The organism is Trueperella abortisuis, assembly GCF_030811095.1.
GTDB lineage: Bacteria > Actinomycetota > Actinomycetes > Actinomycetales > Actinomycetaceae > Trueperella > Trueperella abortisuis.
The window spans coordinates 1458753-1472187 of sequence record NZ_JAUSQL010000001.1; the positions used below are offsets into that span (position 1 = coordinate 1458753).

The following is a 13435-nucleotide window of genomic DNA, read 5'->3' on the forward strand; positions in this document are numbered from 1 at the left end:
TTGGACCATCTGGAGAGATGTCGGGAGGATGATGTGCCCTCGATCCCCGCCACCATTGTGGCCGACATCCGCGCCCGCCTTCAGGGTGGATCCCTTGCTCCGGGGGATCGTCTCCCCTCCACGCGTGCCCTCGCCGACGAACTCGGCGTCTCCCGAGGGTCCGTGGTCAGTGCCTACGAGCAGCTCGAAGGTGAGGGCATCCTCCTTGCCTCCCGCTCCGGTAGCCGCATTCATCCTGATCTCGCCCTCACTCACGCCCACCAGCCGGCTCTCCACTTTCACCCTTCGAGGTTCCCGACGACGACGCCCCCGTCCCTGCTTCGCCCCGGAGCTCCCCTGGAGGCGCTGACCGGCTCGGCCTGGCGCGCAGCCTGGCGGGCAGCCGTGGCCGAGCCGCACGCCTACCCCAGCCCCGGTTCGCCCTGCCTGCGCCACCTTCTTGCCGAGCATTTCCGCCTCACCCGCGCCGTGTCGGTCAATCCTGAGCAGATCCTCATCACCGCCGGCACCCGTGATGGTCTGCGTGCAATTCTTACGGCCATCGCCGTGGGCACACCTTCCCCAGTCGGCGCCGAGCACTCGGCCGTCGTCCCCCGCCGGCTTGCCGTCGAGGATCCGGGATTCGGTTCGCTGCGGGCCGTGCCGGCTGCGATCGGCTGGGAGACTGTCCTCGTCGAGACAGACGGAGCTGGCCTCTCCCCTGCCGCCCTTACCGACCTCGCCCCGGACGCCGCGCTAGTCACCCCGAATCACCAGTTCCCCTACGGCTTGCAGATGCCGGCCTCCCGCCGGCGGGAGCTAGTCGAATGGCGGCGCTCCACGCCGGGCGCGCTCCTTATTGAGGATGACTACGACTCGGAGCTGCGCGCCATCCACCCCGCGCTCGTGGCACTCGACCCTGCGGGGACTATTCTTCTCGGATCCTTCGCCAAGACCCTCACGCCGGCCCTCGGTCTGGGATACGTCATCGTGCCGCTGGCTTATCGCGAAGCCGTGGAGGCCCGTCTCATCCCCGTCTCCGGCATCGCCCAAGATGCGCTGAGTAATTTCCTTGCCACGGACTCCCTCCGCCGCCACACGGCCCGCGTGCGCCGGGAATATAAGTATCGCCGTGGCGTCTTTGAGCGAATCTTCCCCGAGGGGCGGACCATGGACGGGGGACTGGGCGCCATCATCGAGCTGCCCGCCGACGCCGAGGCGCGCGTTCTCGAGCGAGCCGCGCGGGCGGGCCTTGCCATCGAGTCGCTGGGTAAGTACTGGTCTGGACGAAGCGGGCGACCCGGCGTCGTCGTCGGGCTGGGTGCTGGAAGCCGGGAGCGGCTGGCGGCGGCCTTGGAGCAGTTGCGGCAGATGGTGCCGCGCCCCGACCAGGCCTCCTAACGCTTAGACCTCGCGGACGAGGAGGTCGCCGCGGGTGGTGAAGCCTTGCTTGGCAAAGTACATGGGGTCGGCGGCGTCGCGCACGGGTAGCGTCACGGAGGTGAGGGTGAGGCGGGCGAAGAGCTCGGCGTTGTTGTAGAGAAAGGCGCCGGGGGTGAGGTCACGGAACCGTTCGGTGACGTAGTCGATGAGGATGTGGCCGGTGTCGCCGTCGGCGGACAGGGCGAACAGGCCGATGACCTCGTCTTCGTGAAGGGTGAGGAAGACGTGGGCACCGGACAGGGCCTCACGGTCAAAGTGTGGAAAGGCTTTGGTAATGGCGGGCAGGTGGCGGTCGAGGAAGCGCGCGGGGAGCGCCGCGGCCGTATCGACCTCGAGGACGCAGTAGCCGCGCTCCTCGTCGCGGTCGCGGGTGAGGCGCCAGAGCCAGTAGGCGTCGATGAGCACGATCACGCCGTTCATTGCGGCATAGGGCCAAATACCGAAGTAGATGTTGTAGATGGTGGCGATGAGAGAGCCCGCCAGGTTGAGCACCCGGAAGCGGCGAATGCTTGGCACCATCAGCGATACGATGACGAGCACGGATCCCGCCCACCCAACAAACTCCCACAGCGGCATGTTTGATTCCATTCCTAATCGGCATCGTGTCACGGTTGTGACACGGTGGCACAAGTATATGACGGCGCTAGCACGCTGCGAGGGCAGTCTGCGTAATAGTGCGGAAGGTCGCACAACCGAATAGACTTGGGCTGCTGGTGGATGAAAGGACTTCCATGCTTCTTGCGTTTTCGATCGCCCCGCAGACCACCGATCAGCCCGACGGCTCCGTCTCCGAGGCGGTGGCCGCGGCGGTGAGGATCGTCAACGAATCGGGGCTACCACACGAGACCACCTCCATGTTCACCACCTTGGAGGGCGAGTGGGACGAGGTGATGACCGTCGTCAAGGCGTGTGTGGAGGAGTTGCAAAAGCGCACCCCGCGTATCTCGTTGGTGATGAAGGCCGACATTCGCCCCGGCTACACGGGTCAGATCACGGCGAAGGTGGAGCGGGTCAATAGATTGCTCGAACAGTAGTCACTAGGGCATCGGGTTGTCGTGAGTATCGCGGGCTCAGCCCTGCCCATCCAGCTGTTTAAGCGTCCTCCCATCTGGCAACCTCCACGTGACGTTGCCGCTCAGGGATGCACCACCCACAAATCCCGCCGCCGCTGACGGCGAGGTGAAGAGCAGGTCTTTGGTCAGCACTCCGTCTGCTGTGAGAGCCGGCGCGTATTTTTCGCGATTCTTGATGACATTGTCGGGAACGCTCTTGGTCGTCGTCGGGCAAATGTGGCTACCGGCCATGACGACGAAACCTTCAGCCGTGCGGGTTCCCCGCGCCTCAACCTTGCCGTAGTGGAAGGTAAAGATCGGGCCGTCGTCCGGGGCTTCGACAACCTCGACCACGCGCCTATTGCCGAGCAGCGAGTCGAAGACCTTGTAGCCTAGCGTGCCGATGATGAGCCGCGCGTTGGAGATGAACTCGTCCATCTCGCATTCTTTTTCCTCGGTGATGTTGCCTTGCGCTGGCTCGTTACCGTTCATCACCCGGTAGCGCCCGGCGTCGAGTGCCATGTTACGGAAACGGTTTTCGAGATAGGCGATCTCGGTCTGTCCGAAGGAATTGTCGCGCGTGGTCAGTGCAACGGCCTCGTTCCACCAGTCCTTGTCGGTGTCGCGCTTGTGTTCCTCCCAGCGGTTGAGGATGCCCATGCCGTTCTTACGCACCGCCGCCTGACCGATGTAGACCACGGGCTCGTCCGTCGCCGGATCGGCGCCAAAAAGTAGGTACACGCCTGTCTGCTTGAGCGCCTCGATGTTGCGCGCCTTGTCCAGCATCGTACGGGGAATCTTGTAGGCGACGCCGGTCCAATTGGCCAGCGAACACTTGATCCGGCCATTCGGATCGCCGTCCATGAGAAACAGATTGATTGACTTTCCGGCCATCCTTGCACCTTCACTAGCGAGATTCTACCTGGCTCCTGCGGCCGCCTTCACCTCGCCGTGCGCCCGCCCAGCCCCGTATTGATTCGCCACCGAGGACTTGCCGCCATCGCATACCTCTGATTGCGTACACCCATTGTATGAAAAAGGCGCGCCAGTTTCTCCAGCTACAACTAGAGGTCGCTTGGTCGGTAAGCCCTATCCCGACTCCCCTACTCGGGCCTGGGCGAAGCACCGCAGCCTTGGCCCAACGCCGCCTCCAAGCGCTCGACAGCCCAAGACCAATTGATACGCTCCTGCTCGAGGCGCAGGCCGCCGCCCGCGTGGACGCACTCCCAGGCGAGGCGTTCCTCGGCGGTCAGAGATGAGGGCGGATCGCTTGGCTGATGAGGGTCAGGCACGGCGAGCTCGCGGAAGGTGGTAAAGGTCTGAGCGTCCATCATCACCGAGCGCACGTGCCCATGGTGATGACGCAGGCGATGCAGAATGAGGAGGCCGTCCTCGTCGAGGTCACCCCAATACACGACGGGAAGGTTGCTCGCCCAGGGGAGTTTCCCGATCCAGTCCACCGCGTAACCGCCCCCGTGAAGGGCGACCACGCCCTCGAAATCCGGCACGGCCAGTAGCGACTGTTTATTCTCGACGACTAGCACCAGTCGTGGCCGAGCCGTCGCCTTTGACTCAGGCGGTGTGGCGGCATCCCACAGCTCGGCCAGCTCGACCTCGTCGGCCAGAAAATACCGTAGCCCCGCGGGTCGCAATGCGGGATCCGCAATGACCACGGCCCTGGGGTGAGGCATCGGGGCGCAGCCGAAGCTGCCCTCACCCGGCAGGCCGGCCAGCTCGCGCGCGCCGGTCAGCAACGCCACGATGAGGCGGCGATGATGATCCACCCATTTCGTGTCCACGCCCGCGATCGGCAACTGCCGCACGTATAGGCCCGACTCCGGATTGAGGACCAGCCATCGGGTGACCTCGAGCGCACGGGAGAAATCGGCGACGTCGGCCTGGCGTAGGTCGCGAGCGCATGACTTCATCGCACGAGCCATGGCAGCGGTCGCCTCCGCCACACCGGCCTCCGCCACACCGGCCTCCGCCACACCGGCCTCCAATCCGCCGAGGTTACGCACGACGTCCGCGGCTGTCAGCGCACAGCGGATCGCAGCGAGCCGCTCGGTAAGCATCGCCCAGTCCTTCGCCCGGCCGCCCAGCTCGGCCGCAGCGGACGCGGTCTTCACCTTTAACGCGGTGGGAACGCGCTGCGCCCCCAGCGCTCGCCAACGTCGTTCCTCCCACATCAGCTCGCAGCCGGCAGGAAGCGCGGCTCCCGCCCACGCCCGGATCCACTCGCCGACAGTGGCGCCCTCCCCCAGGGCCGTCGAGGCGGCGGGCGGGTGGAGCGGGAGGCTGAGATCGATATCAGCGTCCGCGCGCGAGCTACAAAGCGCAAGCCAGGTAAAGACCCGACGGTCGTAGGTGAGGCGAGCCCAGGACCGCGCGTCGGCGGGCGTGCGCATCGTGCGGTTCACGGCTGGAACCCGCCCGCCTCGCTGCCTGCCCGGTTACCCGAACCGCCAGCGCCTACCGAGTCCTCATCCACGTCCTCGACCTTCGTAAACGTGATTGAGGACAGCCGCGAGGACTCTCCCGTCGGGTTGGAGACAGTCACTGCGCCGCCGACGTGCCGGGCAATCGTCTGGAGCATCTTGAGCGGGGTGGCGAGAATGAGCTGAAATTGGAACTGGTCGAAGACGGACAGGCCGGCCTCGGTGAACTCGGCGTCGGTCTTGTCGAAAGCCTCGTCGAGCGCAACGGTGCCGTAACGGGGAATTGACTTGCCGACGTCGGCGAGCTGGTAACGCAGTGCAGCGACCAGGCAGAAGATGACGAGTTTTTGCGACTGGCCGCCCGAGCGTCCACCGCTGCCCTCGTAGACGTCGGTCTGGTTGCCCTCCGCGTCGGTCTCGATCGCACGGAAGCTGACGTGCATCCGAGTGTCGAGGACGCGTCGGCGCCAGCTACGGTCCGCGGTCTCGGCCGAGCCGAGCCGCTCGAGGAGGCTCTTCATCCGTAGGAAGCGCTCCTCAGCCTGGGCAGCCGTCTCGGAGGCTGAGTTGAAGGCGCCTGCGGTGACGGCGGTGAGGTCCTGCGTAAATTGGCGCACTTCGCTCGTCTGGCGTTGGGAGGGTTCGATCCGCAGGTAGCGGTCTCGCCGCCGGTCGAACGGGGTCTGCGCCAGAGACTCGTTGGCCGGTGCAATCGCCTTTCTCACCCGGGACAGGCTTGTGGAGATTTCCTCGCGAATCCTGCCAAGGTTGTTTTGCGATTGCTCAGCCAGCAACGTGCGAAAGCGGTTCTCGAATTCGGGAAGGCGATCGGCCTGGAGCTGGTCGAGCACGCTGAGGAAGTCAGGCGCGGACTCGGGCGCGTCGGGTACAAGGTTCGTCGCCCTGCCCGGCCAGCGGCTCGCATACAGCTGCTGGGCGCGCGCGATTCGCTGTTCCGCCGCGGCGAACTCCGCCCGGGCGCGGTTATTCTCCCGCTCGAGGTCGTTGCTGATCGCGTCGGTGACGGCCGTAATCGAGTGTGCCGCCTCGGTCAGCCTGGCCGCGCGGCCCTCGAGCCGAGCCTTGACCTCCGCCTCGATGCTCGCGCCCTCCAGTTCGCGCTTCAGCTGCGCCTCCTGCTGCTGGAGGTCGGCCACCCGGCTCTGCGCCCGGCCCACACCTTTCGTCGCTTCGTCCTTGGCCTGCTGCGATGCCGCCGCCCGGGCGGAGAGCTCTTCCACACGACGCCGGAGCTCGGCCAGTTCCGAATGCGAGGCTTCGAGGTGGGCGATCCGCTCCCGCGCCCGGGCGAGCGCCTCCTGGCATCCGACGACGTCGATCGTCTCCCAGCGGGTCGACTCGATGAGCGTGAGCTGGGCGATCCGTTCCTGTAGTTGAGCGTGCTCGGCGTCGAGCTGGTTGACCTTGACTTCCGCTTTCTCCTTCTTGGCGTGCAGCGCTGCCGCCCGCGCCCGGAGCTCCTCGAGGAGCTCGACATTCGTGGTGCCGATGCGCCAGTGCGCTTTATCGTGGATGGGGTGTGCGTCGTCCTTGGTGAAGCGCCGCCCGTCCTTGACCGTGCCCTGGATCGACAGCGCCTTTTTGTAGTGCTCCAGCTCGGCGGGGTCGGTGACGCATACGTGTGGGAATCGGCGGGCGACTTCCCTACGCATCCAGCCCTCGAAGCGCCCGTGGGCGATCCTCAGCTTGTTTGCCACCGCATCCGAATCGGTACCGGGCACCGCCGTGTTCTCCTCGTCCGGGCACTCGAACACGAGCCGCATTCGCAAATCGGTGGCGTCGATGTAGGCCAGAGCCACATCGAAATGCTCGCGGGGAATGAGCAGGGTGCGGGCGAAGCCCGAGGCCAGGCGCTCGATCGCACCCGTCCACTCCGGCTCGGTGACATCCATGAGCTCGCCTGCGAACGGTAAAGCCGCAGGCGGCTGGCCCAGCCGATGCGCGATATCGTCGCGCAGCTCAGCGAGCTTTCTGTCGATACGCGTGCGTCGCGCCTGCAGAGCATGGATATCCTGGACGATCTCCTCAAACTCCCGCCTGGCCTGATCGCGCTCGGTAATCGCCTGCCCAAACACGTCGGAGCCCTTCTGACCGCCCAGCTCCGAGCGCATCAGCCGCGCCTGCTCGATGACCTGGTAGAACGCTGTACGATCCTCCACGTCCTCCGGCAAACCCTCGATTTTTGCGAGCCGTCCGGCGAACTCTGCCCGCGCCACTTCGGCACGAGCCACCTGCCCGGCCAACTCCTCACTCTCCCGAGTGGCGCGTTCCAGGTCTGCGCCGCCGCTGCGTGCCAGATCCGCGCGGGCCTGATCGCGCGCGACGTCGTCGGCTTCCCAACGCTGCCGGGCGTCGGCCTCCTCCGCCTCACACCGAACGAGGGCCGCCCGCGCGTCGACCAGCTTGCCCGCGATATCACGCTGTTGGATCTGCGCCCGAAACACCGGCAACGCGGCACGCTCCTCGCCCAGCCGGCGCACCTTTTCGTCCATCTTGATCCGCCGCTCCCACGACTCCCGGATTGGGGTGAGAACTTCCAGCTGCTCGCGCGCGTCGACCACGGCCGCATGGGCGTGATTGAGGTCGTCAAACTCGCCAACCGCGTGGTCCGCGGCCGCGAACGTGCCGGGCACGTCAAGCATGAAGGTACGCAACAGCTGATCGAGGCTCTTCATCGACTTCGCCGACAGCGCCTTGTGTAGGAGCTTTTGCGCCGTCTCCTTGCCGATCGCGGTGCGCTTGCGTAGCTGCTGGCCGAAGGCGGCGTAGGAGTCGAAGTAGTCCGCGCTCGGGAACGCAACCCGCAGTCGCTTCTTGTCGATACCCGAGGTGATGAGCTTCATCCAGTCCGCGAGCTCGACCTGATCGGATACAAGTGCAAAGACCGAGCGCAGGTCCTGAGCTGCCCGTGAGTGTCCCTTGACATGGAAGAGCCGGATCGCCGACACTGTCGTACCCAAACCGTCCTCCCACGTCATGGCGATACCCGAGCACGTCGGGCCAGAGCGTAGATAGGAGGTGCGCACCTCCTGTGTGTCGTCGTCGGTGTAGTTGCGGTGAGCTCCGCGCACGTACGACATCGGCGTGCGCTGCTCGTCCCCGCTTGCCGCGTCGGTAGCCGCCGAGTTAAAGTGCGCTTCCTGGGGTGCCACCATGATCGCCGAGATCGCGTCCAGTAGCGAGGACTTGCCCGAGCCCGACTCTCCCGTCAATAGCAATCCGCGCCGCGGAACCTCAATCGCATGATGACCGGAGAATGTTCCCCAGTTCGTCACCTGCAACCGCGAGAGTCTGAACTGGCCCGGCGCAGGCACCTCGCCCTCGGGATGCTCGCTCGAGTACGCGCTGAACAGGTCCTCGCTCATACCCACTCCTCCCCCACGACGCCGTCCGCGCCATCCGCGCTCCCAACCGACCCTCCACGCACGCCTTCACGGATAGCGCGGTACTCGGCCTCGATGCCGGCCACGAGATCCGCCGTGACGACGAGGCCAAGGATCGACATGATCTCATAGCGTCCCTCGGTATCCGTGCGGTCCAGTAGCGCGTATTTGACGAAGCGATCCACCGCGGCCTTGACCCGCTTGGCCGCGATCGCGTGATCGTGGTTGCCGTCCACGCGGTACTGCTGGATGTGTTCTGTTAGCTCGTCGAGACCGACGTAGGCTCGCTCGCCTGCGGCCGCGGCGCGCAGAAGCTGGTGACGCAGGTAGAGAAGCAGGGCCGTGTCGACGAAACTCAGGGACTGCTTGCGCATCATCTGCGGAACTGACTCCCCTTCCGCGGGTGCGTTACGGGCGAAGGCGACCTCGCGATCCTCGTCAAGAGCGAGGTCGAGCCAGACGTCAGCCAGGCGTGAGCGGATCACCGACTCGTGAGCGAGGAGCGTGGCCCAATGATTCGGCGTGCGCCGGGCAGAGACGTAGGGCCCGCGGATGAGCTGCACAAGAGCAGAGCGTACCTGAGCCGGCAGGGTCCCGGTATCGCCCGGCCACAGGCCGTCAGTGGCGACGACGCCGTCCGCGAGGTCGGCGCTAGCCAGGATGTCGGCGTCGTGCGGCAGATCGGTCTCGCGGGAGACGCCGGTTTGCTCATCATGGGCCGTCACTGAAGTCCTCCTCGAACACGAAGCTCGTCGACATGCGAGCGGTGACCCGCTGTCCCTTCCACGTCCAGCTCACCGACTCACCGTCGGGCAAGGCCTCGCCGTGGCGTTCACCCAGGATGAAGAGTCCAACCACCGAGGCGAGCCCCTGGCTGGCGGGGAATCGCTGGAGAATATCTCCAATCGTACAGGGCCTAGCCTCGCCGAGAGCTTTGTGAACGGCGAGGGCGAGCTCCTCGAAGTCGATCTCGTAGTCTCGAACCTGAGCCTTGAGGAATTCCCAATCCGCCTTGCCAACGGGAACCGCCTCGAGCGGCACCTCCGCCTCGACCTCGGATGGAACGTGCAGCGCGAGCCTACCCACCCCGATGATCTCGGGCGAGGTCAGCTCGATACTCGCCCGCATCTGATCATGCAAGCGCAGCACCGGCGCGGCCTCGATTCCCGCGCGCTGCGCCCGGCGGATCCGTTCGGAAAGCTCACGAAACTCCTCAAACTGCCGCGACTGGGCGAACTCGCGTAATGAGTGCGAAAAGGAGCTCATTGACTGGGCGACCACGAAAGACTCGGCGCGCAGGCGCGGGTAGTACTCCTCGAGGAAGACGATGTCGTCCGGGTCGAGCGCGGAGACGAAACTCCGCGTGACGATGCGGGCCACGGCATCCTCGAAGACCGCGTGGTACTCGTCATCCTTGAGCAAGGTGTGGAACGCGTCGAAGGAACGCCACTCGGGACTCTGACGGATCTCGTCCATGCCGCGGAAAACCGAATCGAGGACATCTCCCTGTGCGAGGTCGGCGTCAATCAGGCGCGTGCGCAGCTGGCGGCCGAGCCGCTCCATAGCGTCACGCACACGCGCAAAGTCGCTGGGGACATCCCGCGCGTCGGCGAGCACCTCCGTGAGGAAGGAGGCAGCTGCGTCGGGTTCCATTGCCGTGAACTCCCCACGCTGGGTGGCTTCGACCTGCCGGTCGATCCTGTCGCGCTCCGCGCGCAGTGCGGCAAGCCGCGCGGCGACCGATTCGTCGGTGTCCGTGGCCAGTTTCTCGAGGGAGGAAATAATCGACGACAGCCGCGACTGGCTAACCCCCGCCCTCGGTGCCACGATCTTCTCCAGGAAGCGGATCGCCTCGTGGCCGGGTGCCGAGAGCTCGAAGACCTCTCCCCTGCCCGTGGGCGCCGGGCGCCGAGTGAGGTAGCCCGCCTTAACCCACTCCATGCAGTAGTGCTGCGCGGTTCCGGGCAGATCGAAGCCTTGCCGGCGTAGCTCGTCGAGGTCGTCCTCCATCAGCCCGTATAGTTCCGCGGCAGGGAGGGAGGCCTCATCGCCGCCGAGATGCTCAAGCAGCAGGGCAAAGATTACCGGCATCGTCTCCTGCCGCATGAGCGCCAGCACCGGGTTCTCCTTCTGTTCGCGCCTCATCTGCAAGGCTCTCACGACGGCGGACAGACGGCCTCACCCCTTCCTCAAAAATACTCTTGGCCCGGCACGGCTCGACGCGTAGCTGTTCGCGCACGGACCGCTTGCCCGCGGGCGGCTTCTACTGGAGCCAGCCTACAGCCGTGTGGCGGTCGCGCCCCACCACTGGTTGATACCCGACTCCACGGCGTGGACGTCGATGGCGGAAAGCTCGTCGTCGGTGAAATCCAGATTATCCACCGCGCCCAACGAGTCTTCCAGTTGCGCCACCGAAGAGGCCCCCACCAGCGCTGTCGTCACGGTCTTCTCCCCCTGGTCGCGAAGGATCCAGGCGATGGCCATCTGCGCGAGCGTCTGCCCACGCCCGGCCGCGATCTCGTTCAGGGCGCGCACGTGGGCGAGCACCTCGTCGGTGAAGTAGTCCTCCGCAACCTTTCCGGCTGCCAGCCGCGAGCCCTCCGGCACACCGTTCAAATACTTGTTCGTCAGCATCCCCTGCGCCAGCGGCGAGAACGCAATCACCCCCATGCCGGCCTCCGCGGCGGCTGCGAGGAGCGACGGCTCGCCGTCCTCCACCCACCGGTTAAGCATCGAGTAGGAGGGCTGATGAATGACGAGCGGGGTTCCAAGCTCTCGCATGATCGCCTGCGCCTGCTGTGTGGCGGCAGCCGAGTACGAGGAAATGCCCGCGTACCGGGCCTTGCCGCTGCGAACGGCGTCGTGCAACGCGAGCATCGTCTCCTCGAGCGGGACGTCGGGGTCGGGGCGGTGGTGATAGAAGATATCCACGTAATCTAGGCCCATCCGGGTGAGAGACTCGTCGAGCGAGCCCAGCAGGTAGGCGCGCGAACCGCCGAAGCCCGTGGGGCCAGGCCACATGTTCCATCCGGCCTTCGTGGAGATCACCATCTCGTGACGGAACGGGCGCAGATCCTTGGCGACGATCCGCCCGAAGTTCTCCTCCGCGGAGCCGGCCGGCGGGCCGTAATTGTTGGCGAGGTCGAAGTGGTTGACGCCTCGGTCGAAGGCGGTGCGAATGATGTCGCGTTGGGTTTGGAAGGGGCGATCGTCGCCAAAGTTGTGCCACAGGCCGAGGGCGATGCGGGAGATCTGCAGGCCCGACCTACCGCACCTCACGATCGGCACGTCGGAGTGGCGGGTTGAGGAGGGAAACCACATGTCATCGGAGGGCTGAAAGTTTCTTGCTACCATGCCTCGATTATCTCATGCCCGTGGCGGGGTGGCAGTGAGCTGGGCGGTTTTCGCCGTCGGCAACGATTGACCCTTACGGGAGGCTCGCCTATGCTACAGACATGATTTTCAATGAAGATTCAACTACCCGCGATGGTCTTGCCGCTGACGCACCCCACGACGACCGCCTCCCCACCTACGTCAACGCCGGCCAGTCCTACGAGCGCGACATGCGCTACGTCACCACCCGAATTACCCGCGACGGACGCTCCGGCTTCAAGGTCGAGCCCGGCCGTTATCGCCTCATCGCAGCGCGCGCATGCCCGTGGGCAAACCGGACGCTGATCGTGCGCCGCCTACTCGGCCTTGAGGACGTGCTGTCCGTGGGAATGCCTGGCCCTACCCACGACGCGCGGTCCTGGACCTTCGACCTCGATCCCGACGGGAAAGACCCCGTGCTTGGCTACGAACGCCTCCAGGAGGCCTATCTCGCACTCGACCCGGACTACGATCTCGGCATTACCGTGCCCGCGATCGTCGACGTGACGAGCGGCAAACTAGTCACCAATGACTTCGACCAGATCACCCGCGACTTCTCATCCGAGTGGGTGGATTACCACCGCCCGGGCGCACCGCGCCTGTGGCCCGAAGACCAGCGCGAAGAAATGGAAGCCGTGATGCGGCGCGTCTTTACCGAGGTCAACAACGGCGTGTATCGTTGCGGTTTCGCCGGCTCCCAGGCGCACTACGAAGCGGCCTACACGCGCCTGTTCGACGCGCTCGACTGGCTCGAAGAACGACTTGCCACGCGCCGCTACCTCATGGGCGACCATATCACCGAGGCCGACGTGCGCCTGTTTACCACGCTTGTCCGCTTCGACGCCGTCTACCACGGCCATTTCAAGGCCAACCGTAACAAGCTCACGGAGATGCCGGTCCTGTGGGCCTACGCCCGTGACCTCTTTCAGACCCCCGGCTTTGGCGACACTATCGACTTCCAGCAGATCAAGGAGCACTACTACATCGTCCATTCCGACATCAACCCCACCCGGATCGTACCCGCCGGGCCCGACCTCACCGGTTGGCTGGAGCCGCACGGGCGCGAGGCGCTGTCCGATTCGCCATGGGGCGAAGGCACCGCTCCGGGGCCCGTTCGCGACGCCGAACGCGTGTCTTCCGGCCACAATCCGCTGTATCCGGCCTGATCGACGTCGGGCTCCCCTGCTTTCGTAAAAGAGGGCTCAGAGCCGACGCGAGTATGCCGATCACGGGCTCGGGCATGGGACCGCCCGTGTGACTCGCGGACAAGAACAGACGGAAAACTGTCAACCGCAGCGTCTGTGCGTCCTCGAAACCGGGAATTGCGCACGCAATCAAAGCAGCTATCTGGCTTAGACACTCGGGAGCAGATTGCACCCAAGCGTGGTGTCAGTGCTAGCTTGCTGCGCAAGGTTCTACACGACTAACGCTATCGAGTCACCCAGCTACCAGCTGCGTAAGGTGACGAAGAATCGCTCTCAGTTCCCTACCGATGAGGCAGTGGTCAAGCTGTTGTGGCTAGCCATTTGCGATATTGAGGATACCCGGGCCCGCCGGTGGGCCAAAGACAAAGGCAAAGCCGCCGCAGAGCGTAAAGGCGCTGGCCGACTGATCGAAGGGCAGGTGACAACGAACTGGAAACAGGCCCTGGCCCAACTAGCCGCGGCCTACCCCGACCGCATGAACCCCTACCTATAAAACAACCCCCTTCATACACAACAAACTTGACAAGCTCCCCATCTGGGGT

Annotated in this window: 10 protein-coding genes and 1 pseudogene; 4 read left to right on the forward strand and 7 right to left on the reverse strand. The window is 65.2% G+C overall.

Going from position 1 to position 13435, the window contains the following annotated elements; all coding sequences use genetic code 11:
• Entirely contained in the window at positions 1 to 1380 is a 1380-nt protein-coding gene (gene pdxR / locus J2S45_RS06485; RefSeq protein WP_307634888.1) for a MocR-like pyridoxine biosynthesis transcription factor PdxR, read from the forward strand.
• Positions 1381 to 1383: 3 nt separating this feature from the next.
• On the opposite strand, the gene J2S45_RS06490 is transcribed toward pdxR, so the two are convergent.
• Positions 1384 to 2010: a hypothetical protein gene (locus tag J2S45_RS06490; RefSeq protein ID WP_296931168.1), complete on the reverse strand. Its 627-nt coding sequence runs from the start codon at positions 2008 to 2010 to the stop codon at positions 1384 to 1386.
• A 143-nt stretch (positions 2011 to 2153) separates the two neighbouring features.
• On the opposite strand from J2S45_RS06490, the gene J2S45_RS06495 reads away from it, so the two are divergent.
• On the forward strand, positions 2154 to 2456 hold the full coding sequence (locus tag J2S45_RS06495; protein ID WP_296931170.1) for a thiamine-binding protein: 303 nt from the start codon (positions 2154 to 2156) through the stop codon (positions 2454 to 2456).
• Positions 2457 to 2492: 36 nt separating this feature from the next.
• On the opposite strand, the gene J2S45_RS06500 is transcribed toward J2S45_RS06495, so the two are convergent.
• The 6 genes from J2S45_RS06500 to J2S45_RS06525 form a co-directional block, all read right to left on the reverse strand.
• Complete coding sequence (locus J2S45_RS06500; protein ID WP_307634889.1) at positions 2493 to 3368, reverse strand: GIY-YIG nuclease family protein; 876 nt, start codon at positions 3366 to 3368, stop codon at positions 2493 to 2495.
• Between the two features lie 209 nt (positions 3369 to 3577).
• Positions 3578 to 4894: a Wadjet anti-phage system protein JetD domain-containing protein gene (locus J2S45_RS06505; protein ID WP_307634890.1), complete on the reverse strand. Its 1317-nt coding sequence runs from the start codon at positions 4892 to 4894 to the stop codon at positions 3578 to 3580.
• Positions 4891 to 8298 carry an ATP-binding protein gene (locus J2S45_RS06510; protein ID WP_307634891.1) on the reverse strand — a complete coding sequence of 1136 codons (3408 nt, stop codon included), beginning with the start codon at positions 8296 to 8298 and terminating at the stop codon, positions 4891 to 4893. Before J2S45_RS06510 ends, J2S45_RS06505 begins: the two co-directional genes overlap by 4 nt.
• On the reverse strand, positions 8295 to 9041 hold the full coding sequence (locus J2S45_RS06515; RefSeq protein ID WP_307634892.1) for a DUF4194 domain-containing protein: 747 nt from the start codon (positions 9039 to 9041) through the stop codon (positions 8295 to 8297). The genes J2S45_RS06510 and J2S45_RS06515 overlap by 4 nt, the downstream gene beginning before the upstream one ends.
• The gene (locus tag J2S45_RS06520) at positions 9028 to 10461 is read right to left on the reverse strand and encodes a DUF3375 domain-containing protein (protein WP_307634893.1); all 1434 of its coding nucleotides are present in this window, start codon (positions 10459 to 10461) and stop codon (positions 9028 to 9030) included. The genes J2S45_RS06515 and J2S45_RS06520 overlap by 14 nt, the downstream gene beginning before the upstream one ends.
• A 132-nt stretch (positions 10462 to 10593) precedes the next feature.
• Entirely contained in the window at positions 10594 to 11670 is a 1077-nt protein-coding gene (locus J2S45_RS06525) for an aldo/keto reductase (RefSeq protein ID WP_300048173.1), read from the reverse strand.
• A gap of 101 nt (positions 11671 to 11771) precedes the next feature.
• Between J2S45_RS06525 and J2S45_RS06530 the strand changes: the two genes are divergently transcribed.
• Both J2S45_RS06530 and J2S45_RS06535 read left to right on the forward strand, forming a co-directional pair.
• Positions 11772 to 12854: a glutathione S-transferase family protein gene (locus J2S45_RS06530; protein WP_307634894.1), complete on the forward strand. Its 1083-nt coding sequence runs from the start codon at positions 11772 to 11774 to the stop codon at positions 12852 to 12854.
• Positions 12855 to 13104: 250 nt separating this feature from the next.
• Positions 13105 to 13386, forward strand: a pseudogene (locus J2S45_RS06535) (IS256 family transposase); the annotation flags it as partial.
• Between the last annotated feature and the right edge of the window lie 49 nt (positions 13387 to 13435).